The sequence below is a fragment of the Sutcliffiella cohnii genome (genome assembly GCF_002250055.1).
Lineage (GTDB): Bacteria > Bacillota > Bacilli > Bacillales > Bacillaceae_I > Sutcliffiella > Sutcliffiella cohnii.
The window spans coordinates 4228765-4250776 of the sequence record NZ_CP018866.1 but is presented as its reverse complement, the minus strand read 5'-3'; the positions used below and the strand labels follow the sequence as shown (position 1 = coordinate 4250776).

26 protein-coding genes and 3 pseudogenes are annotated in these 22012 nt (G+C 34.8%); 27 read left to right on the top strand and 2 right to left on the bottom strand.

Translation table 11 applies throughout. From position 1 onward, the window contains the following. Positions 1–186 precede the first annotated feature (186 nt). The 23 genes and pseudogenes from BC6307_RS21245 to BC6307_RS21140 all read left to right on the top strand — a co-directional run bounded on the left by BC6307_RS21245 (position 187) and on the right by BC6307_RS21140 (position 15062). On the top strand, positions 187–567 hold the full coding sequence (locus BC6307_RS21245; protein WP_066419900.1) for a rhodanese-like domain-containing protein: 381 nt from the start codon (positions 187–189) through the stop codon (positions 565–567). A gap of 13 nt (positions 568–580) precedes the next feature. Next, a complete protein-coding gene (locus tag BC6307_RS21240) occupies positions 581–844 on the top strand; it encodes a metal-sensitive transcriptional regulator (RefSeq protein ID WP_066419899.1) in 264 nt (87 codons plus the stop codon). Then, positions 843–1031 (top strand): annotated as a pseudogene (locus BC6307_RS21235) (DsrE/DsrF/DrsH-like family protein); the annotation flags it as partial. The gene BC6307_RS21240 and the pseudogene BC6307_RS21235, both read left to right, overlap by 2 nt. Positions 1032–1076: 45 nt before the next feature. Then, positions 1077–1439 carry a rhodanese-like domain-containing protein gene (locus BC6307_RS21230; protein WP_066419897.1) on the top strand — a complete coding sequence of 121 codons (363 nt, stop codon included), beginning with the start codon at positions 1077–1079 and terminating at the stop codon, positions 1437–1439. A 15-nt stretch (positions 1440–1454) separates the two neighbouring features. Further along, a complete protein-coding gene (locus tag BC6307_RS21225; RefSeq protein WP_066419896.1) occupies positions 1455–1751 on the top strand; it encodes a rhodanese-like domain-containing protein in 297 nt (98 codons plus the stop codon). Positions 1752–1810: 59 nt separating this feature from the next. After that, positions 1811–2386, top strand: a complete 576-nt coding sequence (locus tag BC6307_RS21220; RefSeq protein ID WP_066419895.1) for a sulfurtransferase TusA family protein — start codon at positions 1811–1813, stop codon at positions 2384–2386. Positions 2387–2404: 18 nt separating this feature from the next. Beyond that, the gene (locus tag BC6307_RS21215; protein WP_066419892.1) at positions 2405–2638 is read left to right on the top strand and encodes a glutaredoxin family protein; all 234 of its coding nucleotides are present in this window, start codon (positions 2405–2407) and stop codon (positions 2636–2638) included. Between the two features lie 12 nt (positions 2639–2650). Beyond that, the gene (locus tag BC6307_RS21210; RefSeq protein WP_066419891.1) at positions 2651–3043 is read left to right on the top strand and encodes a DsrE/DsrF/DrsH-like family protein; all 393 of its coding nucleotides are present in this window, start codon (positions 2651–2653) and stop codon (positions 3041–3043) included. Positions 3044–3094: 51 nt separating this feature from the next. Then, positions 3095–4222 (top strand): MBL fold metallo-hydrolase, encoded by a 1128-nt coding sequence (locus tag BC6307_RS21205; RefSeq protein ID WP_066419890.1) that lies wholly within the window; start codon positions 3095–3097, stop codon positions 4220–4222. A 27-nt stretch (positions 4223–4249) separates the two neighbouring features. After that, positions 4250–4477 carry a sulfurtransferase TusA family protein gene (locus BC6307_RS21200; RefSeq protein WP_016204393.1) on the top strand — a complete coding sequence of 76 codons (228 nt, stop codon included), beginning with the start codon at positions 4250–4252 and terminating at the stop codon, positions 4475–4477. Positions 4478–4527: 50 nt separating this feature from the next. Further along, a pseudogene (locus BC6307_RS21195) lies at positions 4528–5303 on the top strand (sulfite exporter TauE/SafE family protein). A gap of 53 nt (positions 5304–5356) precedes the next feature. Further along, positions 5357–5704 (top strand): DsrE/DsrF/DrsH-like family protein, encoded by a 348-nt coding sequence (locus tag BC6307_RS21190; RefSeq protein WP_066419888.1) that lies wholly within the window; start codon positions 5357–5359, stop codon positions 5702–5704. 14 nt (positions 5705–5718) lie between these two features. Beyond that, positions 5719–6099, top strand: a complete 381-nt coding sequence (locus BC6307_RS21185; protein WP_066419887.1) for a peroxiredoxin family protein — start codon at positions 5719–5721, stop codon at positions 6097–6099. A gap of 320 nt (positions 6100–6419) precedes the next feature. Further along, positions 6420–6812 carry a rhodanese-like domain-containing protein gene (locus BC6307_RS21180; RefSeq protein WP_066419886.1) on the top strand — a complete coding sequence of 131 codons (393 nt, stop codon included), beginning with the start codon at positions 6420–6422 and terminating at the stop codon, positions 6810–6812. 223 nt (positions 6813–7035) lie between these two features. Next, positions 7036–7698, top strand: a complete 663-nt coding sequence (locus tag BC6307_RS21175; protein WP_066419885.1) for a hypothetical protein — start codon at positions 7036–7038, stop codon at positions 7696–7698. Between the two features lie 19 nt (positions 7699–7717). Further along, on the top strand, positions 7718–8443 hold the full coding sequence (locus tag BC6307_RS21170) for a cytochrome c biogenesis CcdA family protein (protein WP_084380655.1): 726 nt from the start codon (positions 7718–7720) through the stop codon (positions 8441–8443). Next, positions 8440–9000 carry a peroxiredoxin family protein gene (locus BC6307_RS21165; RefSeq protein WP_066419884.1) on the top strand — a complete coding sequence of 187 codons (561 nt, stop codon included), beginning with the start codon at positions 8440–8442 and terminating at the stop codon, positions 8998–9000. Before BC6307_RS21170 ends, BC6307_RS21165 begins: the two co-directional genes overlap by 4 nt. Positions 9001–9026: 26 nt before the next feature. Beyond that, positions 9027–9626, top strand: a complete 600-nt coding sequence (locus BC6307_RS21160) for a class I SAM-dependent methyltransferase (protein ID WP_066419883.1) — start codon at positions 9027–9029, stop codon at positions 9624–9626. Between the two features lie 49 nt (positions 9627–9675). Beyond that, positions 9676–9825 carry an SHOCT domain-containing protein gene (locus BC6307_RS24935; RefSeq protein WP_157076699.1) on the top strand — a complete coding sequence of 50 codons (150 nt, stop codon included), beginning with the start codon at positions 9676–9678 and terminating at the stop codon, positions 9823–9825. Between the two features lie 56 nt (positions 9826–9881). Then, entirely contained in the window at positions 9882–10163 is a 282-nt protein-coding gene (locus BC6307_RS21155) for a hypothetical protein (protein WP_066419879.1), read from the top strand. 49 nt (positions 10164–10212) lie between these two features. Further along, positions 10213–10648 (top strand): annotated as a pseudogene (locus tag BC6307_RS21150) (NAD(P)/FAD-dependent oxidoreductase). A gap of 501 nt (positions 10649–11149) precedes the next feature. After that, complete coding sequence (locus tag BC6307_RS21145; RefSeq protein ID WP_066419875.1) at positions 11150–12832, top strand: EAL domain-containing protein; 1683 nt, start codon at positions 11150–11152, stop codon at positions 12830–12832. Positions 12833–13271: 439 nt separating this feature from the next. Next, complete coding sequence (locus tag BC6307_RS21140) at positions 13272–15062, top strand: SLC13 family permease (RefSeq protein WP_066419874.1); 1791 nt, start codon at positions 13272–13274, stop codon at positions 15060–15062. Between the two features lie 1146 nt (positions 15063–16208). Here the strand turns inward: BC6307_RS21140 and BC6307_RS21130 are convergent. Then, positions 16209–17423, bottom strand: a complete 1215-nt coding sequence (locus BC6307_RS21130) for an IS4 family transposase (protein WP_094366215.1) — start codon at positions 17421–17423, stop codon at positions 16209–16211. An 863-nt stretch (positions 17424–18286) separates the two neighbouring features. Here BC6307_RS21130 and BC6307_RS25605 point away from each other — a divergent pair. The 4 genes from BC6307_RS25605 (at position 18287) to BC6307_RS21115 (ending at position 21501) form a co-directional block, all read left to right on the top strand. Further along, positions 18287–18412, top strand: coding sequence for a hypothetical protein (locus BC6307_RS25605; RefSeq protein WP_268874269.1), 126 nt, complete (start codon positions 18287–18289; stop codon positions 18410–18412). 105 nt (positions 18413–18517) lie between these two features. Further along, positions 18518–18631 carry a putative holin-like toxin gene (locus BC6307_RS25255; RefSeq protein ID WP_220096662.1) on the top strand — a complete coding sequence of 38 codons (114 nt, stop codon included), beginning with the start codon at positions 18518–18520 and terminating at the stop codon, positions 18629–18631. A gap of 575 nt (positions 18632–19206) precedes the next feature. After that, positions 19207–20733 carry a YifB family Mg chelatase-like AAA ATPase gene (locus BC6307_RS21120; RefSeq protein ID WP_066415165.1) on the top strand — a complete coding sequence of 509 codons (1527 nt, stop codon included), beginning with the start codon at positions 19207–19209 and terminating at the stop codon, positions 20731–20733. 6 nt (positions 20734–20739) lie between these two features. Continuing rightward, positions 20740–21501, top strand: coding sequence for a transposase (locus BC6307_RS21115; protein WP_066415162.1), 762 nt, complete (start codon positions 20740–20742; stop codon positions 21499–21501). A 146-nt stretch (positions 21502–21647) separates the two neighbouring features. On the opposite strand, the gene BC6307_RS24930 is transcribed toward BC6307_RS21115, so the two are convergent. Further along, positions 21648–21818, bottom strand: a complete 171-nt coding sequence (locus tag BC6307_RS24930) for a hypothetical protein (protein ID WP_157076631.1) — start codon at positions 21816–21818, stop codon at positions 21648–21650. Between the last annotated feature and the right edge of the window lie 194 nt (positions 21819–22012).

Sequence of the window (22012 nt, the reverse complement as noted above, 5' to 3'; positions counted from 1 at the left end):
CAAGATGCTTTAAGAAGGCTTAAATCTTTAAAATAAAAAAACATCCTCATAATACATTGTTATACACGCTCATGGGTAAATACTTCATGGGCTCATTTTAAAATTAATTTTAGAGTGTTGACAACATACCCCGTATGGTATATTATAAGTCTTGTCACCCACTGAAAGTTTAGGAGGACAGTCAACATGGTGATTGTAATGTTTGGTTTATTAATAGTTGTCGGATACCTGATTACTATAAGGAATTTTCCAATTCTAGGATTAAATTATATAGATAAGAAAGAACTAGATTTAACAACATTGATTAAAGTAGATGTTAGGGACTATAATGAGTCTTATAAAAATCCCGTAAAGGGCTCAATCAATGTTCCAGTGGCATACTTAAAAAGATATTACATGGAAATACCAAGTGAAAATCTAATAGTAGTTGCTTCGAATCGACTTGAAAAGAATGTTGGCATTCGTTTCTTACGTACAAAGGGCTTTAAGGTGGTTGGATATACAATTACTAATGAAGAAAAAACTGTATTAAAGGAAAATCAGTTAAATAAAGAAAGTTATTGCTAAAGGGGGGAAACAGATGGAATACAATGACCAAATGAAAAATAGAGTAAAGCGCATTGAAGGCCAACTTAGAGGAATCTTAAGAATGATGGAAGAAAATAAAGACTGTAAGGATGTTATTACTCAGTTGTCTGCAGCAAGAACTGCAATTGATCGGACAATTGGAGTAGTCGTCAGTTCTAATTTAGTGGAAGGTGTTAGAAACGCTGAAGAAATAGGTGAGAAAAATACAGAAGAACTATTAAAAGAAGCTGTCAATCTGCTTGTAAGAAGTAGATAATAATGCAATGCCACTTTCAGACTTAATTGAAATGGCAAAAGAACAAGATGTAAAGCTCGTTGCTTGTACAATGACAATGGATTTATTAGGACTTCACAAAGAAGAACTTTTAGATAATATCGAGTATGCAGGTGTAGCTGCGTATTTAGCTGATGCAGAAGATGGAAATGTAAACCTATTTATCTAAACACATTAGGGGGATTCTCCCCTACATAAAAAGGAGGGAGTAAGTTTGGAATATCTAAATTATTTAATCATTGGACTCTTTCTGTTATTTATCATTAAACGAATCATCCCGGCTAAAGGTGTTAGACAGATTACAACAACAGATTTAAAGAATGAATTAAAAGATAGGAATAAACAATTTGTTGATGTACGTACTCCTGGGGAGTTTAAGGGAAGAAACATTAAAGGGTTTAAAAATCTCCCACTCCAACAACTTGCTCAAAAAGCGGAGAAGGAACTATCAAAAGACAAAGAAGTAGTTGTTATATGTCAAAGTGGAATGAGAAGTCAAAATGCTACTAAAATATTAAAAAAATTAGGATTTACGAACGTGACAAATGTAAAAGGTGGTATGAGCGCCTGGAGATAAAAAGGAGGAGAGAAAATGAAGCAATTAACAGCTAAAGATGTAGAAACACTGTTAGTAGAAGGTCAACCATTAAACCTAATTGATGTTCGTGAAGTAGATGAAGTTGAAACTGGGAAAATCCCAGGAGTGATCCACATTCCACTAGGCTTATTAGAATTCCGTATGCATGAATTAGATAAGTCACAAGACTATATCATGGTTTGTCGTTCTGGTGCACGTAGTGGTCGCGCCTGTCAATTTCTTGAAAGTCATGGGTTTAAGGTAACCAACATGACAGGTGGAATGCTTGCATGGGAAGGCGAAACAAAATAAGGTGATTTTTTTTAGAATTGAATATACCCACAAGGGTAATAAACAGGAGGTTTTTATAAATGGATTCATTAAAAACAGATCTTTTATTAGATGCAAAGGGTTTAGCTTGCCCAATGCCTATCGTAAAAACAAAAAAGGCAATGAATGAGTTGCAAGCGGGTCAAGTTTTAGAGGTTCAAGCAACAGATAAAGGGTCAAAAGCTGATCTTGAAGCATGGGCAAAAAGCGCTGGTCATCAGTATCTAGGCACAATTGAACAAGGAGAAGTGTTAAAGCATTACCTTAGAAAATCTTCCAATGATGGAACAATTGAAAGAAAACATCCTAACATTACAAGCAATGAAGAGTTGGAGAAAAAACTAGATGTTAACGAGAATATTGTTGTTCTCGACGTGAGAGAAGCAGCGGAGTACGCATTTAATCATATCCCTAACGCTATCTCTATTCCCTTAGGGGAGTTGGAGAATCGTCTTTCTGAGCTTAATACAACTGATGAGATTTATGTGGTGTGTCGAACTGGAAACCGTAGTGATCTCGCAGCTCAAAAATTAGCTGAAAAAGGTTTTGCAAATGTGATTAATGTTGTGCCAGGGATGAGTGCTTGGTCAGGCAAAACCATTAGCGTAAATAAGTAAAGGAGGGAAATAATTCATATGAGCACAGTAACGGTATACACAACCACACGCTGTCCATATTGTGTTATGCTAAAGAACTTTTTGGCAGATCAAAATATACCTTTTAAAGAGGTAAATGTTGAAGTAAATCCAGAAATTATGAACCAACTAGTCGCGAAAACCGGACAAATGGGTGTTCCTCAAACAGAGGTAAATGGTAAGTGGGTAATTGGTTATGATCCAAATAATATAATGCTAGCATTAAGAAACTAGGAGGAATTAGGAATGAGTAAAGTAGCAATCATTGCAAGTAATGGTGGATTATTTGATGCATATAAAGTGTTTAATATCGCAACAGCTGCTGCAGCATCTGATCAAGAAGTTGCCATATTCTTTACATTTGAAGGATTAAACTTAATCCACAAAGAAGCAAATCAACAGCTTCCAATGCCAGAGGGAAAAGAGCACTTTGCTGAAGGGTTTTCCAAAGCGAACGTGCCAGCTATACCTGAGTTAGTGGCAATGGCACAAGAAATGGGTGTCAAATTCATTGGGTGTCAAATGACAATGGATGTGATGGGATTGGAAAAAGAAGCATTTGTGGATGGAATTGAAGTAGGTGGAGCTGTAACCTTTTTAGAATTTGCAAAAGATGCAGAAGTAACTCTTACGTTTTAGTAGGAATTAATTATTTTTTTGAGTTTAAATATACCATAGGGGGTAAATGATATGACTGTAAAGGCTATGACTTCAAAAGAAGTAACAAAAAAAGTATTTAATAAAGAACCATTATTTATTCTAGACGTTCGTAATGAAAGTGACTTTCAAGATTGGAAAATTGAAGGAGAAAACTTCGACTATTTTAATATTCCGTATTTCGAGTTACTGGATGGAGTGGAAGGAATCTTAGATAAGATCCCGGCTAATCAAGAAGTTTTAGTAGTTTGTGCAAAAGAAGGATCTTCATTAATGGTGGCAGAGATGTTATCAGAACAAGGCATAACGGCTTCTTACCTGCAAGGTGGGATGAAAGCGTGGAGTGAGCACTTAGAGCCTGTGAAGGTTGGAGATTTAAACGATGGAGGCGAAGTGTATCAGTTCGTTCGTATCGGTAAGGGCTGCTTATCTTACATGGTTGTCTCAAATAGCGAAGCTGCAATTATCGATGCAACTCGTATGACTGATGTTTATCTTGATTTTGCAAAAGAAATCGGAGCTACGATCACTCATGTATTTGATACTCATCTTCATGCTGACCACATTTCTGGTGGAAGAGTCATTGCTGAGAGAACAGGTGCAACGTACTGGTTACCTCCAAAAGATGCGACAGAAGTAACATTTGACTACGAGGCTCTAGAAGGTGGAAATGTAGTGACAATCGGAAATACGGCGATTGATATTCATGCGCTATATTCACCAGGACACACAATCGGTTCTACATCGTTTGTTGTGGATTCTCAGTTCTTATTATCAGGTGATATCTTATTCATCGATTCAATTGGAAGACCAGATTTAGCTGGAATGGCAGAAGATTGGGTAGCAGATTTAAGAGAAAGTTTGTACACACGTTACAGAGAGCTATCAGAAGATTTAGTTGTTCTACCAGCACACTTTATGATCATTGATGAATTGAATGAAGACGGTAGTGTATCAGAAAAATTAGGAACACTATTTGCAAAAAATCACGGTCTAAACATTGAGGACGAAAATGAATTCAGAAAACTAGTAACAGAAAACCTACCACCACAACCAAATGCTTATCAAGAAATTCGTGAAACTAACATGGGGAAAATTAACCCAGATGATGAAAAACAACGTGAAATGGAAATTGGACCAAACCGTTGTGCGGTTCGATAAAAATTAATTCTTAGGAGGAATAATGACATGGAAGCAACAAAAGTATTAGATGCAAAAGGGTTAGCATGTCCAATGCCAATTGTAAAAACAAAAAAAGCAATCAATGAATTAGCATCAGGTGAAATTCTAGAAATTCATGCAACTGATAAAGGTGCTAAAAACGACCTAACTGCTTGGGCAAAGTCTGGTGGTCATGAATTAATTAAACATGAAGAAGAAAATGATGTATTTAAATTTTGGATTAAAAAGGGTTAAAAATAAGGGGAGCCTATTAAGGTTCCCTTTTTTCAAAAGGAGATAACAGAATGGATTTTGCATTTATTATTACCATTTTTTAATAGGATTTATAGGTTCATATATATCTGGAATGCTAGGAATTGGCGGGTCTATTATTAAGTACCCTATGTTATTATATATTCCACCATTATTTGGATTAGCTGCATTTACTGCACATGAAGTTTCGGGTATAAGTGCAATTCAAGTATTCTTTGCAACCATTGGTGGAGTCTGGGCTTACCGAAAAGGTGGATATTTAAATAAAACGTTAATTATGTATATGGGTGCTAGTATTTTAGTAGGTAGTTTTGTTGGAGGATTCGGGTCAAAGTTAATGTCTGAAGGAGGCATTAATTTAATTTATGGGATACTCGCTTTAATTGCAGCAGTGATGATGTTTATTCCGAAGAAAGGGATAGACGATATCCCATTAGATCAGGTGAAATTTAATAAATGGCTTGCAGCAATATTAGCACTTATTGTAGGTGTGGGTGCTGGGATCGTCGGGGCAGCAGGAGCCTTTTTATTAGTGCCAATCATGTTAGTTGTATTAAAGATTCCAACAAGAATGACAATTGCTTCTTCACTGGCGATTACGTTTATTTCATCAATTGGAGCGACAGTAGGTAAAATTACGATCGGACAAATAGACTATTTCCCAGCTTTTATAATGATCGTTGCAAGTTTAATCGCTTCCCCATTGGGAGCAATGGCTGGAAAAAAAGTAAATACAAAAGTGTTACAAGTCATTTTAGCGTTATTAATTGGAGCTACTGCCGTTAAGATTTGGTTAGATATTTTGTAAAAACAGGGAAAAATAAAGTGTATTCATAGTAAGTTCTGAAAGAAGGGATTAAAATGATGAACAAGAAATTTGTTTATTTTGTATCGTTAAGCTCAAATGTTCCCTATGTGTTGAAGAAATCAATCGAAATGGTTGAACAAAAAAATGAAGTCGCCATATTTTTTGATCTTGATGGAGCCCGTGTTTTAGATAAACGTTATTTTAAAAAAATGACGAGAACTCATGGAGGGGATCTCTCCTTACTTTTCAACTTGGCTTTAAATGCGGGAATCAAACTGTATGGTTGTCAAATGAATGTGTTAATTGCAGATGGTTTGGAACTAATAGATGGGGCAGAGTTAGCGGGCGTTGTTACCTTTTTAGAAGCAGCCTACCAAGCTGATGCTGTTTTAAGTTATTAAGAGGGGGACTAAACATGAACACGAAAAAAGTTGTCGTATTAGCGCTTCATGATGAATTAGAGTCTGCTTACCCACCCTTAAATGTTGCTGTTGGAGCTACTTCATCCGGGGCTGATGTGATTTTAGCCTTCTCACGAAAAGGAGTAAATATTTTAGATCAAAAATACATTCCTATTCCATCGGATGGAATTGAATACTTGTCAAATGCGCTATCTGATTTTAACGCACCTTCAATTAACGACTTACTTGAGATAGCTGTTGAATCAGGAGTTAAACTTTATGTAGTGGATTTAGATATTAAGGACCATACGCAATTTAAGTACCCAGCTGAGCAAGTTCCGATTAAATGGGTCTTAAACGAGGCAGTTTCAGCGGATTTGTTTGTACATTTTTAAATATTTAGGAGGAATGACTTTGATTAAAATTACAGATGCTGCGATATCATAAATAAAAAAAGAAGTTAAAGGCGTAAAAAAGCCATTTGTTCGTCTTGCAATGGGCATCGGTTGAGGGGGACCTCAGCTTCGTCTGACTCTGGAAGAGTCAGCTTTAGAAAATGATGAGATTATTGAACAAGATGGTATAAATTTTTTTAGTACATGAAACAAACAAACCTTATTTTAATAATGTCAAAATTGATTATACCAAGACCCTATTCGGTGATGGGAAATTTATTGTCCTTACACTATAAGTATATCTGAAAGAAGGAGTTTTTTTGAAGATCAAATCTATAGCATTTTATCTACCATTTATCATTTTAGTATTGTATTTTGGTTATACCCAGTTTGAAAATAAAAGTATTAAAACAATTTCAATTAATGAATTGGAGCAAAAATTACAGGAACCAAAATCCAGTAACATAATCTTTGTAGATGTACGTGAGCCTCATGAATATGAAGCAGGTCATATTAAAGGGATGAAAAACATACCACTTAGCACATTGAAATCTGACTATAGAAGTCTTTCTAAGGATTCGGAAATCGTTTTATTGTGCAGAAGTGGGAAACGAAGTCTTAAAGCTGCAAACATTTTAAAAGATTTTGGTTATGGTAATGTTGTAAGTGTCAGTGGCGGTATTCAAGACTGGCAGGGAGAAATTATAAAATAATTATGGAGTAGGCTGAAAATATGGATAAAGATCATAAAGACTGTGGTAAAGGTAGTTGAGGAATTACCAACAAAAAATCTCGGTCATTTTTTCCACCCATATGACCTGGGATTTTAGTTTGGCTCCTGGTAGGAGTCATCGTCTTAATTCAAAGAATGTTTTAAGAAAAGGGGCTAAACAGCCCCTTTTTTTGTAAACTTCAGGCAATCTTTAGGAGGTACCTATGGATATCATTCAAATCGGTTCATTTACGATTCTTCTTAAATGGTTTCTTCTTGGAGTGGCCATTCTATTTGGACTGGTTCTTATAAAAGTATTGCCGCTACACTTACCGAATAGGGCACAAAATAAGGCAGTATTCGACTTATTAATTAATAGCGTGTTTTTAGGCTTTTTTATTTGGAAAGGTAGCTTACTTCTATTGGAACCATCATTAGTAATAAAAACTCCTTTGTCGTTGTTGTATTTTACTGGAGGAAGTAGTGGTTTAGTCTTAGCTATTATTTTTTCAATCTCCTACTTTATTTATAGAGCTAGGAAATTAGATATTTCAATGCTAGTTACTTTGAAATGCTTATTACTATTTAGTTTTTCAGTGCTATCTGTATATCACTTTTTATCTGCCACCTTTGTAGAGGATAATTTGATTTACCATGTACTTATCGGCATTTATTCGTTGACTAATTTCATACTCATCCTAGTTAAAAGGATTCTATCCTCATATAAGTCATTTTTTTCTGTCATCGTATTATTTTCATTCTACAAAATAATACTCTCATTGATTCTAATCAATGAAAATACGATCTTTATTTTCTCGATAGAGCAGTGGTTTTTTATAGGCTTAATTATCGTGTCTCTATTCTTTTGGGATAGAAAGCTTCAGTAGAAAGAAGGGTGGGAAAGAATTGGAGAATATCACAATATTTTTTGCATTAACTGCAGGAGTACTTTCATTTTTTTCACCATGTGTGTTTCCATTAATTCCTGCATATGTTGCCCATTTAACCGATGGGTCAGTAAAAGATGGAAAAGTAAATACACAGAAAAGTGTACTGTTTTCTCGTTCAATTAGTTTTATCGTTGGATTTAGTATTGTATTTGTGTTATTAGGAGCTTCAGCAAGTGTTGTAGGACAAATGTTTTTAGATAATAAGAAATTGATTCAAATGATAGGTGGATTCCTCATCATTATTTTTGGATTGCAGATGCTTGGTGTATTTAAAATAAAGTTTTTGATGACTGAAAAACGGTTTGATTATAATGGGAAGTCCAAAGCTAGTTCTCTAAAATCATTTATCCTTGGTTTAGCATTTGGATCAGGGTGGACACCTTGTGTAGGACTTGCTTTATCGTCCATTTTATTACTGGCTAGTTCAACTGAAACGATTTATTCTGGCATGTTTTTGTTATGGATATACGCCTTAGGGCTAGGCATTCCTTTTCTTCTGTTATCTATCCTTGTGACATACTCTTTAAACGTTGTTAAAAGAATCAATAAGGTTTTACCAAAGCTTTCGCTAATTAATGGAGTAATTCTTATCATAATGGGATTGTTATTATTCACTGGTCAAATGGAAAAGATCAGTGCTTATCTCTCTACATTCACGATTTTTAAAGGAGTGGGATTATGAACAAACAAATACTCGTCTTAGTAGGTTTGATTGGTCTTTTAGGATGGGGAGTATATGACTATGCATTTTCAGAAAAAGACAATATGAATGACACCTCCCTTAACAGTCGAATAGAAAATAATGATTTAATTAGTGGAATAAAAGAAGGGAATTTGGCACCTGAATTTCAACTCCAGACTTTAGAAGGAAGAGAAGTAAAGCTTTCTGACTATAAAGGAAAGAAGGTCATCCTAAATTTTTGGGCAACTTGGTGTCCTCCGTGTAAAGCTGAAATGCCTCATATGCAAGAATTTTATCTGCAAAATGAAAATGTAGAAATCTTAGCAGTTAATTTAACTACTGCAGAAAAGAACACAAACGATATTGGAAAATTTGTAAAAGATTATGGATTAACTTTTCCAATACTGCTTGATACTAAAGGCGATATAGGAGAAACATATCAAGCTTTCACGATTCCAACGAGTTATATAATTGATTCGCATGGAATTGTTCGAAAGAAAATTGTCGGACCGATGGATAAGGAAATGATGGAGCAATTAATAAAAAGTATCGACTAACATAATTAAATCAAAGGAGACAATCTATGAATTCCTGGAATGATCGATTTAAAAATGAAAATTATGTTTATGGAACTAATCCAAACGTATTTCTTGCAGATATCCATAAAAAATTAAGTCTATCAGGAGATGCATTGGCTATAGCTGAAGGAGAAGGTAGAAATGCAGTCTACTTGGCGCAACAAGGAATGAATGTAACTGCATGGGATTATGCGCAATCCGGACTGACTAAAACAGAAAAGCTCGCCAAGGATAGAAATGTAACAGTTCAAACAAAGCTTGTAGACTTAAATGAAGCTAACTGGGATAAAGATCAGTGGGATGAATTGATTTGTATTTTTGGTCACTTTCCTGAGGCATTACGTAAAAAAACACTTGAAGGTGTTAAGGAAGCAGTTAAACCAGGTGGTTATTTTATTTCAGAAGTGTATTCGGTATATCAACTACCATACAAAAGTGGTGGACCACAAAATATAGAGCTGCTATACAAACCAGAAGAGTTTCTAAGCGTTTTTTCAGATTGGCGGATTGTTCACTTTTTTATGGGCGAGGTTGTAAGGAATGAAGGTGAACTTCATAATGGTTTGTCCCATGTTATTCAGTTTGTGGGGCAAAAAAGAGAATAAAATAATCTTTGGAATTGTCTTGAGCAACTCTTTTAGGTGGTGAATACAAGTGGTAAATACAATGGAGAATATGATGTTTTATGGTATGGGTGGATTACTTATGACCATTTTATGGGCAGTTATTTTTGTTGGTGGAGGCTATTTTGTATACACATTCATGAAAAATAAAGAAAACGGACATGAAGATAACACAAAATAGCCATAGTGGAACTAAAAAACAGTTGTTATGAATGCGTGAAGTGAGTGAATCTATAAATGAAAAATCCCATTTTTATTGTTTTATTTATGAATACCGTCTTTTCAGGTGTATTAGCTTTTTCAAACTTATATATAAACATTTTTTTATGGAATCAAGGAGCAAGTCTTTCTACTATAGGAGTATACAATGCCTCGGTTTTTGTATCTGTGTTCATAGGAACAATAATAGGGGCATATACGATGAGGTGGATAAATAGTCGAATGACATTTGTTTTATCTTCTTCCTTTCTACTTGCGGTGTTCGGATTACTCATAAGCAAAGAGGAATTGTTAGTGTAGTAACTCTTCCTATTTAGTCTTATTTTACTCTTGGGTAAATTAAGAAAAGATGGGATATGATAATCGTAATATATTAAAATCAGTGGAGGATATAATCGTGGAAAAAGTCGTTATTTTAGGAACGGGTCCTGCAGGTTTAACAGCTGCTATTTATTTAGCAAGAGCAAATATGAAACCAATTGTTATAGAAGGAGATCAACCAGGCGGCCAATTAACACTAACAACTGAAGTTGAAAACTTTCCTATTTTTATTAATGGCATTATGGGACCAGAACATATGAGAAAACAAGCAGAACGTTTTGGAGCTGAATGTTAAGGCTGGAACAACAGAAACGAATATTCCTGGAGTCTTTGCATGTGGGGATGTTCAAGATAAAAAATACCGTCAAGCCATTACAGCAGCAGGTACAGGTTGTATGGCAGCTTTAGATGCAGAGAGGTACTTAGAAGGAAGTGCTGTACACGATTGGAGTAAAACATTGTAGTTAAGTGGTAGTAAAAAACATTACAAAAAATAAAAAAATAACATTGAATCTCGTTTTTAAAAATAATATGTTCGTTAAGTTATGTTAACTCCTATTTCTATTTCTTTAATCCTCATAAACAACTAATTATTATTAGGACAATAAGTTTATTAAGATAAAGTTAATATATATAAAATCAAGCTGCCTTCTGTGCAACTTTTTATTTTTTTAACGAGTCAATAATGAAAGCTCAGAAACTAGGTTTAAAAAGGAATTGATAACCGAAATTATTTACATAGAGTTTGTCTTGGTGTATTGACTTTAATGATATTGCCATCACTTAAATAGGCACTCTAATTTTAGTTTCTTTGATTGTGTTTTTTATTTCATATCTTTCACTTATGACTTTAAAGAATTAATCATTTACCTTTACAAAGTTAGTAAATTAATCTTATAATATAAATACATATACCCCTATAGGTATTTGGTTATGTTTAGTTTTTTGATTGGGGGATTTAAAATATGAACCGAACTACCTGGAGAGAAACAAGGAATTCATCGGAAGAAAATTACTATGAAACGGTATTAAAACATCTCTATAACACCATATTTAAGTTTTCAAAAAATAAAGCGGGTTATTGTGTATTTACTCTTTCTGAAGGAGGAATAGCAGATAAGATGGGTATGACTACTGAGACTCTTCTAAACAAACAGGTTAGGGAGGTATTTCCGTCTGATATTGCATCTGTTATAGAAAGTGCCTGTCAAGAGGCTTTTGAAGGGGCTAAAACTTCTTTTGAGATCCAGTTAGATAATAATTACTTTCTTGTATATTTATCACCTATTGATGATGACGGCCGAATAATAGAAGTGATCGGAACCGCCATTGATATAACAGAACGGAAGATAGTCGAAAATAAAGTAAAGGAAATGGCGTTTCATGATGCACTTACGCAACTGCCAAATAGACGTTACTTGGAAAAATACGTTATGCAATTGATTGATAGTGAGGATAACCAGTCATTTTCAATTCTTTTCTTAGATATAGATCGTTTTAAATATATTAACGATACATTTGGCCACTTATTTGGGGATAAGGTCCTTATTGCCATCGCTACTCGAATAAGAGAAGTAATCGAGAGTAGGGATTTTCTATTCAGACAGGGTGGAGATGAGTTTATTATTCTATTGCCAAACCGGAATCGCCGACAAGTGACCCAACTAGTCGATAATATCCTTGAATCCTTGGAAAGCCCTTTTTTGATAGAGGGTATAGACATATTTGCCTCAATCAGTATCGGTGCTGCTATGTACCCAAATGATGGGGATCGAGTCGATGTCCTCATGAAACATGCTGACGCAGCTATGTACTTTTCGAAAAGGAAGGGAAAAAATAAGTTTCAATTTTACCAAGAACATGTAGATATGAATTTAAGAGAAAAATTTATCATAGAAACCGATCTTCGTAAAGCTATTCAAGAAAATCAACTAGAACTATTTTATCAACCACAAGTTGAAATTCATACAGAGAAAATTCTTGGATTTGAAGCCTTGCTGCGGTGGAAACATCCAAAGTTTGGGTATATCAGTCCCATTGAATTCATTCCTATTGCAGAAGAGACGGAATTAATTATTCCAATTGGAAAGTGGGTACTGGAAACGGCTTGTAATCAATTAAAGGAGTTGAACGATAAAGGCTTCTCGTCATTAACAATGAGTGTTAATGTATCTCAACTTCAATTTACTCAAACCAATTTCATTGGAATTATACAGAACATCTTGTCAGATTGTGATATGTCTAGTGGAAATCTTGAACTTGAAATGACAGAATCTATCATGGCGGACTTTCCCCTAGCAGAAAGGATACTTTATCAATTAAATGATTTAGGTGTGAAAATTAGTATTGACGATTTTGGTACTGGATATAGTTCGTTAAGCTATTTAAGTAGGTTGCCTGTTCATAAGTTGAAAATAGATCAATCTTTTTTAAATCCTTTAAGTAACCGTAATAAGACTATCGTAAAAACAATTATCGGGTTAGCAAAAAATTTAAATATGGAGATAATTGCAGAAGGTGTTGAACATGAAGAGCAGGTTTCTTTTTTGATTCAACAAAATTGTGATCAAGCTCAGGGATATTTTTATGGAAAGCCGATGCGAGCTAAGGCTGTTGAAGAACGATTGGCTATGTATTTGCATAATTAGGTTGTCTTTTAACCCTACAAAATGGCTGAATTATCGAGTTACTAGTCAAATATTTTGAAGAAGATAGTGTATTTTGAAGTTCTAGATTTTAAAAAAGCAGGTTATGATGGATTTTGCTTTTCTTATTTCCTTTTGGCTTTTAGTTTCGACTATCTATACAAATAGATTCACACAAATGAGTAACCTCATTGGTTTATTATGGAGATTTAAATTTAAAACCTCAAAAAGTGAATTCTAAAAAAAAACTGTAGGATTTCAAAAAAGGGGTAAGAATAGTAGAGAATGAAAATGATTCTAATTGTTGTTCGATAAGATAATTTTTACAAGAAACTTCCCTTGTAAAGTTTTAAAAAATACTATTTCACAAGACAAATTTATAGATAATTAAAGAAATAAAAATTATGAATGTTGTAGAAAAAATGAAAGGGGCTCATACATCGTGACACTTGACATTTTAATTACTTTTGGAGTTCTGATATTAGCTATAGTACTGTTTGTGACGGAAAAGTTACGGACAGACCTTGTTGCAGTACTAATTATGGTTATCCTTCCTTGGACTGGAGTTATTACTGCGTCAGAAGCATTCATGGGATTTTCCTCAAATGCAGTTATTTCTGTAATTGCAGTTATGCTTATAGGCTATGGGGTTGATCGCTCCGGCATTATGACAGTTGTGGCTGAATTCATTACAAAGCGAGTTGGAGTAAAAGACAAAAATGTAATGGTTAGTACTTCAGCAACGGTTGGTATTATTTCTTCTTTTATGCAAAACATTGGAGCTGCAGCACTTTTTCTTCCTGCTCTTCGGAAAATCGGTAAAAAAGCAAATATACCTGCTTCCAAATTGATTATGCCAATGGGGTTTGCAGCTATACTTGGTGGAACCATTACAATGGTTGCATCAGGTCCACTTATCATCTTAAATGACTTACTTTTAAAAGCGGGAAATGAACCGTTCAATCTTTTCAGTGTTACACCAGTTGGTCTTGCTTTACTTGGTGCGGGTTTACTATACTTTTATCTTTTAAGTGACTGGGTGCTTCCTAAAGCCCAAGGAAAAACAAAACCAAGTGTAACTGAGGTAATTCGTAAAACCTATGAATTACCTGAAGATATTTATGAATTGGACGTTACTGCAAGTAGCTCTCTAAATGGAAAATCTATTGAGGAACTTGACATTTGGAAAAAATACTCTATTCATATTATTGCCCTAAGTGAAGAAGGAAGCCATATATATAGTCCGTGGCGCAAAACACGTCTTCAAGCAAATCAGACCCTTGCAGTTTTAGGCAATAAAGATGCTGTCACCACTTTTGCCAATGATCATCATGTTAAGATGAAAGATGAATTGACCATTTTCTCAAATTTAGAGAATGAAGATCATGCAGGTTTTGCAGAAATTGTGATACCACCTAGATCCGAGGTAATTGGCAAGAAACTTGAAGAAATAGGTTTTAGAAAAAATTACAAATTAGAACCCATTGCTATTATTACACGGGAAGGAGAAAAACATGATATAAAGGAAGTTCCTTTCGAATCAGGTATGCTGATGATAGTTTTCGGTACCTGGGAGAATATAGCCAGTATGAAAGCAATTCGAGATTTTGCTATTATTACAGACATTAATCCTCCTGAACTTGATGCTAAAACCGATAAGAAGAAACACGCGCTATTTTCTATTGCGGTTGCACTTGGTCTTGTATTATTTGGATTCCAGCTTTCACTCAGCTTTTTTACAGGGGCTTTACTAATGATTCTCCTGGGTGTTATTCCTAAAAAAGAGATTTATTCAGCAATTGATTGGAAAACAGTATTTCTTCTTGCAGGGTTAATTCCTTTAGGAACAGCCTTTGAAAAAAGTGGTGCCGCTGAGCTTACTGCGACATTTATTGTTAACCTTGTTGGTGGTTGGGGAACATTAGCCATATTAATGGTTATCGGAATTTTAACAATGTTTTTCTCTCTCTTTATGTCAAATGTAGCGGCTACCGTGCTGTTAGTACCACTTGTAATTATGATGGCAAATTCATTTGGAATGGATCCCACTGGTCTTGCTTTATTAGTAGCTATATCGGCTTCTAACTCCTTTCTTTTGCCAACTCATCAGGTGAATGCTTTCCTCATGAGTTCAGGAGGATACAGAAATGCTGATTTTTTAAGAGCTGGTAGCATTATGAGTCTTATCTTTCTTATTGTTTCAGTTTTAATGATTTACCTTTTCTACATTTAAAGTTTGAAAAAGATTAGTTTAAAACTATATATTTAGAAAGAAGTGTCTGCCTTAACGTAGTTTGTGGGGTAGATACTTTTTTTAACTTTTTTTCGCCAAATGTATGGCGAATATAGTATAAAGAGGTAAAGTTCTAAATAAAAATATAAAGGGAAGATCCTTTAAGTAAAATCGCATATAGAATTTCTTTGCTGCACAGTACAAAGAGTGGGACACGTTTTCCCTATAAATGATTAATCCATGAAATGGGAGGATTACTAATTCTTTTAGTAATTACAACTAATTTATCGAGAAATGGAATGAAAGCCGTCAAGTTGAGCTGAAACATTTCCACTGATACTCCTACATGCGAAATATGATAGTAGCCATAAATTGTATGAAACTAGGTGAAGTCGGCTGAACAATACCTAAGTGACATTCTTTCATAAGGTAATGGATAGGTCGGGTGGCTGAAAAAATAATCATGGTGAGAATGTCCACTGTGACTGACGAATTTGCGAATGTACGGGTCTAGAACTGTACTCTTTCGAAAGACAGAGGATACAAATGTATCATGAGATACCGAAAAGTAAAATATTCGTTGTATGAAATTCGGGATAGAAAACAATGATTCTATAATCTCATAGGCTTAAAGCAAACACCTAAAATTATTAGAGATAGCTAGATATATTGGAACGTGATAAGCAAGGAACTGTTTTTTAAACATCTACTAATGGACAGTTGCATATAAAGTTCTTCCGAACTGAAATTGCTTTATCCTTGTGAAAGTAGGGGTACAGTACCTTTGAAGCGTGTAATGAACGTGGAGGGATAGCCCCAAGTCTTGTAAATCCTAAAATTATAATCTAACTAGATGAAGTTCAAAGGGTCAGGTAGGAACGTGTGTTTAACACTTCTAGGGGGTGTCCACGATTGAACGCTAATTTGCGATATTGGGAATACTATAACATGCAGGAAACATTCGATAAGTTATATGAAGATAGCAGGCATGGTCATGGGACGAGGGGACAGGAAACACTAGCGTTGCACGATTTTCTCTTAGTTGAATTTATGTATTTTTTTTCAAGTCGCTTTTGTCCGCATAAAGAAAAAAGGGAAACGAGGTTACTTTCGACCTTGTTCCCTTTTTTTTACAATTGTTAATTCCTATCGACGTTTTCTTTCCTTAGTTCCCTTTTTATCCAAAGCTACATTTCCAAGTTCCGGCGACACCTTTTGTTTTGGTATTGGAACCTTTTGTCTTCCTTTAGACGTTTTTTTGTTTTTCTTATTTAACGCTTTAGTAAATGAGCCTACTGTTTTATACAGATAGGTTTGTAGTAGTCTAAAGAATTCCCAAGGTGTCTTTTTAGAGTTAGTTTGGAGTTTAACGATTAAAGTTAACCCATATGCAATCAAGGCTAAAAACATTTGATTCCATATTCCTTGCGGCTTTGTACTCCATATTTTTGTAAATCTTAAGTGCTGTTTGATCCATTTAAAGAACAACTCTATCGTCCATCTTGCTCGATATAATTCCATTATTTGTTGATCTGTGAGGTCAAATCTATTCGTTAGAATTCTATACGTTCTTTGTTTTTCATCGATGAATTCTACGTACCGAACTGGTGGTTGAGAAACAGTATAGGATACTTTTGCGTCTTGAACCACGGATGAGTGGGTAGGTGTATATTCTTCCAAGATACCCAATCGCAGTGACTTGGATACCCGTGCTACAAACGATATCTCCTTCGCTTGCCAGGATTGCAGATTCTCTCTTGAAGGATAGCCACGGTCCATTATATAGATATAGTCTGATTCTTCTATCATTACATCCGAACTTTCAAAATCACTTAACCTTCCGGAAGATGGTACAATCTTGTCTGCATATACAACATCGGGTGACGCAACCATTAGTCTTGTATGCATTTTAACGCCAGTTTTCTTCTTCGAAATCTTTGCCCAGTCACATAAATTATGAGGTAACTTTATTTCAGTAGAATCAATAATTCGTAACCTACCTAACCCATTTGGAAGTCCCTTTAACCCTTTAGTAAGTTGAGAGAGTTTCTCTACAACTTTTATAAATAGTTTTTGTACTAGTTCAGTTGGCAGTTCGTTAATTCTACGGCTTAACTGTGATCTACTGATTTCCTCTATCCCAATTTCCATACGAAGCTCTGGATAAGCCTCAAGCTTTTCTTCCATATGGCTATAGGAACTCCAATGATCCAGTTGAGCAGCTACAAACGTTTTAACCAATGATTTAGTTGAAAGTTTATAGTTACTATAATCCAATAATGGACAATCAAAATCCTCAGTAGGAAGAAGTGATAAACATTGACAAATAAGCATTTCACGTTCTATACTATCTTTATTCATTTTTAAAGCTCCTTTGTAGATGACTTGTTTGTTTAAGGGAACAAAACAAGGTCACACATTCTACAATAGGAGTTTTTTTATTAAATGTAAATCCATAATTATTGAAATTATGGATTTTTTTGGAAGTCATGCAACGCTAGTGGACAGGAAACTCGTCCATACAGATACTGGAAGATAATTAAGGGTCAAGGTTAAAAAATCTACTTGAAAATCAATTGTTCTTTTTGGTTCACAATATTTTTACTCATGGGAGTGATCCTAACAGTTTGCTCTTAGTATATAGATCGCTTGATGGTAGTTTTTAGCTATATCCTAGTATATTAAACTTGTAAAATGAACGATGCTATCCAAATAAATAATGTTTTCTTCAAAAAATGTCTGATTTTACTTTCTCTTGAACGAGTAAAGAATCTTACTAAGAAGAAATATTAGAAACTAAATTATCTTTAGGTTTTAAATAAGCGTGTATCTAGCCCATTCTAAAGCCAAACAGTCCAAATAAGAAAAAATAAAAGCCTAGTCTATATAATTAGTCTAGGCTATTTTTGATAGTTTATAGTACCCATAATATTTTTAATAATAAGATTATCCTTATAGGAATATGCACTTACAAAAATTGTTTAATAATGTACAATTATGGATAATGTTAGGAGGTGAGTATTTTGAAGGCAAAAAGAGTTGTACCTTAAAAGGGACGGGGGGACAGGAAAATCGTCTACACAAAAATTGGAAATTAATAATAGCCCGAAAGAGCGTTTACCCAAGATATTTCCCTCATAGAAAACTCAATCAAAAGCAAAAGACACCAATAGAACAAGCACTAAATCTATTGGTGTCTTTTCTACATAATAATGAGGTTTACGATGCCAATTGTAACCGTCAATTGGTTTAATGAAGCGATGAACGAAGGGATTATAAAGTCGTTCACTAAGAAAATGAAACTCTTAGATGGTATTATCTTAGTTACTGAAATATTTAATATTAAGTAATTATAACTAGACAAAAGGAACAAGTGTTCCATATAATATTTTTAGCAACTACATAAAGCGGATGGGCGGTTGACCATCTCCTTACGGTAAGGAGGTGGGGTAAAAATGGTGACATATGAAGCAATGAACATGCTATTTCATTTTGGTATGTTGATTATAGCGTTAATAACAGCGACTGTAACAGTAATCACACTTGTCATCCATAGAAAAGAGAAATAACCGCCCCCAAGACCAATGAGTAGGCGGTTTATTTCTCGTCTAATTAAAACTTGGTCAGCCGCTCTTCAAGCGGCATGTAGTTGTGTTGAACGTGTGTTCTCAGCACACGTTCTTTTTAAGTATTGTCTTTATGAATAAATTATATAATTTTCAAATAGATTAATGCAACTAGTTTTGTGTGGAAAGGGACGAGGGGATAGGTTAAAAAGTCGTTCACACAGAATAATGGAAATTAGCAGGTGGTATCTTAGTTTCTAAATATCAAGCATAGCTTTAAATTAATCACACATATCATCCTAGAAAAGCGAAATAAAAACTGGAATCTAGTATAACCTTTCTTCAATTGCTCCATAGCCTTATATCCTAAAAGCAATGGCCACCCTCTAAGAGAAAAAACTAGCCTACACACGTAAATTAATATTATTGTCAAAATTTTTAATGAAATAGTTGACCTTTAGTCCATCATTTATTAAAATAAATATAGAACAAACGTTCTAAAACTATCCTTATTCTCTCTTCAAACTCTCCCACTACATCAGTCAGTTTTTCTTTATTTGCTATAAGGAGGAAAATCTATGACAGAAAAAATCACTACAATAGGATTAAAAGGAATGGAAGGCTATCGTGTGACGGTCGAAATTCAATTAATAGAAGGTCCGGAATGTGTTGTAATTGTAGGCTTACCAGATGCATCTGTGAAAGAAGCAAAGGAAAGAATTACAGCTGCACTTCATACTTTTAAGCAAGGATTAGAAGAGAAGGTGGTAATCAATTTATCACCAGCCGAGCAAAAAAAGAATGGTCCAATGTTTGATTTGCCAATGGCTATCGGCTTACTTTGTGCCATGAACATCATTCATGATCCTATAAATGAACACACTGGTTTTATCGGTTCGCTTTCGTTAGATGGGACGATTCAGCCTGTCGAAGGAATGTTACCTGCCATAATTGCAGCCAAAAAAATCGGACTAAAACAGCTATATTTACCATTTGACGAACATTTACCCTCAATAGAGTTTTCGGACTTAGAGCTAATATATGTAACGAGTTTACAAGATGTAATGGATCATTTATCTGGTCAATCTATATTCTCTTTTCATAGAAAAAAAGAGATGAAAATCGAGCAAAAAGTACATGCAGTTACATTCGAACAAATCATTGGCCATGAGTACGCAAAAAGAGCGTTAGAAGTAGCAGCTGCTGGAGGTCATCATTTCTTTATGTCAGGTCCCCCAGGATGTGGTAAAAGTATGTTAGCAGAAAGTTTTGCGTCGATCATGCCTAATTTAACGAGCGAAGAGCAGTTAGAGGTGATGAGTTTATACCATTTAAGTGATGTCGCGTTAGAAGACGCTAACAACAGGCCGTTTCGTACTCCGCATCATTCTGCATCAAGTGTTTCGATCATCGGTGGTGGACAATATCCAAAACCAGGCGAAATATCCCTTGCTCACCATGGGGTCCTCTTTTTAGATGAGATAGCGGAATTCAGCAAGAAAACATTAGATATGCTTCGACAACCAATTGAAACCGGTTATGTAACAATTAGTCGAGCGAATGCTACTGTAAATTATCCAGCCCAGTTTACGATGATTGGCGCGATGAACCCTTGTCCTTGTGGTTACTTAGGAGCTACTAACTATTATTGTACTTGTACAAAAAGGCAAGTTATCGCGTATCAAAACAGGCTGTCAGGACCAATTCGGGACCGGTTTGATATTTTTCTTTCTCTTCACGGAGTTAATTTTAACAACTATCACAAGCCGAGTGAGACATCCAAAGACGTTCAACAAAGGGTGAAGTATGCAAGAAAAATGCAAAGGGAAAGGTATGGTAACAATATAACAAATAGTCGAGTCTCCTATGATACACTCCTTCAAACAAGTCCACTTCAACCTTCCCAACAACAAATGCTGCGGCATATAGCTACAAAACAGCAACTTAGTAATCGGACACAAATTAAAATTATTCGGTTAGCGAGAACCATTTCAGACTTAGCACAATCCGACACTATCACAGACCAAAGTCTATGGGAGGCTGTAAAATTAAATAGCCGCCAATCTTCTAGTTCTGTAATCGGAAGAATAGGAACTGCTAGGTGATAGAATATGCCGAGAGAAAAAAGGAAGAAAAGTAAAACAGGAATTTACCATGTAATGTTAAGAGGAATCAATCAACAAACAATATTTGAAGACAAGGATGATAAGAGGAGATTTCTAGAAACATTAGCGAAGTTTAAAGAGGTAGGTCAATATGTTATATATGGATATTGTCTCATGGACAACCATATACACTTATTAATAAAAGAGACAGAAGAACCTTTGTCTCTATCTATTCAAAGGGTTATTTCTAGTTATGTACATTGGTACAATAGTAAATATAGTAGGTGTGGTCATCTATTCCAGGAACGTTATAAAAGTGAAGTAGTAGAAGATACAAAATATTTTCTCGTCGTTCTTCGATATATTCACCAAAATCCACTAAAAGCTGGTCTAGCTAAAACTATACTAGATTGTAAATGGACAAGTCTCAAAGAATATCTATATAAGCCAAAATTAGTTGAAATTGAGTTAGCCCTATCGAGATTTTCTCATGATCCAAAAGTGGCGCGGAATCTATTTTTAATATTTATGAGCCAAGACAACCAAGATGAATGTTTAGATTATTATAATAAACCTACTGATGAGGAAGTTAGGGAATACTTGAGAGAGTTAGGCATTGTCAACAGCTCTAGTTTACAAAGAATGCAAAGAACAAGGAGAAATGAAATACTCCGCCAACTCAAAAAAGTGGAAGGAGTATCACTTGGGCAACTGTCAAGAGTAACAGGTATATCCAAAAGCTTAATACATCGGGTGGTAAGCCGCTGAGAATGATCTACACAGGTATTGGGCATTAATAATAGCCTAAAGGGTGCTTACTCAAGATTCACCTCAAGAATCATAAGGCAGAAAAAGCAATGTTTCTATGGACTTGACTATCATTCTTAAATAGAAAGCAACCATAAATGGAATGCCTAGACGTCAATCTCAAATATACTTGAAATATTATTTACATTTATATACACATCTCTATGTAGTTGATAGAAACCAAAGTTGTCAGCTTTTTTGCCTATATAGTAAAAGAAATCCTTTGTTGACATACTTAGTTCGTGTGTTTCTCCACCAGCCATTTTAATAATAATCATTCGTATCCCCTCCTTAATTAATAGATATTCCTATTATAAAGAGAGTATGCATAGGGACGGTAGATTAGCTCAAAAGTCGTGAGACAAGGGACAGGAAACTATCCGCATAAATATTGGAAACTATCAATAATTGATTTAATGACATTGTTAACTGCAAAAGAAAGACTAGGAGTTTAAATACCTCCTAGTCTTTT

Coding starts and splice junctions, on each gene's coding strand:
- BC6307_RS21155 (WP_066419879.1), top strand. CDS start 9,882: ATGAAAAATCCCATTTTTATTGTTTTATTTATGAATACCGTCTTTTCA.
- BC6307_RS21240 (WP_066419899.1), top strand. CDS start 581: ATGGAATACAATGACCAAATGAAAAATAGAGTAAAGCGCATTGAAGGC.
- BC6307_RS21160 (WP_066419883.1), top strand. CDS start 9,027: ATGAATTCCTGGAATGATCGATTTAAAAATGAAAATTATGTTTATGGA.
- BC6307_RS21130 (WP_094366215.1), bottom strand. CDS start 17,423: ATGAATAAAGATAGTATAGAACGTGAAATGCTTATTTGTCAATGTTTA.
- BC6307_RS21165 (WP_066419884.1), top strand. CDS start 8,440: ATGAACAAACAAATACTCGTCTTAGTAGGTTTGATTGGTCTTTTAGGA.
- BC6307_RS21120 (WP_066415165.1), top strand. CDS start 19,207: ATGACAGAAAAAATCACTACAATAGGATTAAAAGGAATGGAAGGCTAT.
- BC6307_RS21245 (WP_066419900.1), top strand. CDS start 187: ATGGTGATTGTAATGTTTGGTTTATTAATAGTTGTCGGATACCTGATT.
- BC6307_RS21115 (WP_066415162.1), top strand. CDS start 20,740: ATGCCGAGAGAAAAAAGGAAGAAAAGTAAAACAGGAATTTACCATGTA.
- BC6307_RS21145 (WP_066419875.1), top strand. CDS start 11,150: ATGAACCGAACTACCTGGAGAGAAACAAGGAATTCATCGGAAGAAAAT.
- BC6307_RS21185 (WP_066419887.1), top strand. CDS start 5,719: ATGAACACGAAAAAAGTTGTCGTATTAGCGCTTCATGATGAATTAGAG.
- BC6307_RS21215 (WP_066419892.1), top strand. CDS start 2,405: ATGAGCACAGTAACGGTATACACAACCACACGCTGTCCATATTGTGTT.
- BC6307_RS21190 (WP_066419888.1), top strand. CDS start 5,357: ATGATGAACAAGAAATTTGTTTATTTTGTATCGTTAAGCTCAAATGTT.
- BC6307_RS25605 (WP_268874269.1), top strand. CDS start 18,287: ATGCCAATTGTAACCGTCAATTGGTTTAATGAAGCGATGAACGAAGGG.
- BC6307_RS21220 (WP_066419895.1), top strand. CDS start 1,811: ATGGATTCATTAAAAACAGATCTTTTATTAGATGCAAAGGGTTTAGCT.
- BC6307_RS25255 (WP_220096662.1), top strand. CDS start 18,518: ATGGTGACATATGAAGCAATGAACATGCTATTTCATTTTGGTATGTTG.
- BC6307_RS21205 (WP_066419890.1), top strand. CDS start 3,095: ATGACTGTAAAGGCTATGACTTCAAAAGAAGTAACAAAAAAAGTATTT.
- BC6307_RS24930 (WP_157076631.1), bottom strand. CDS start 21,818: ATGATTATTATTAAAATGGCTGGTGGAGAAACACACGAACTAAGTATG.
- BC6307_RS21225 (WP_066419896.1), top strand. CDS start 1,455: ATGAAGCAATTAACAGCTAAAGATGTAGAAACACTGTTAGTAGAAGGT.
- BC6307_RS21210 (WP_066419891.1), top strand. CDS start 2,651: ATGAGTAAAGTAGCAATCATTGCAAGTAATGGTGGATTATTTGATGCA.
- BC6307_RS21175 (WP_066419885.1), top strand. CDS start 7,036: ATGGATATCATTCAAATCGGTTCATTTACGATTCTTCTTAAATGGTTT.
- BC6307_RS21200 (WP_016204393.1), top strand. CDS start 4,250: ATGGAAGCAACAAAAGTATTAGATGCAAAAGGGTTAGCATGTCCAATG.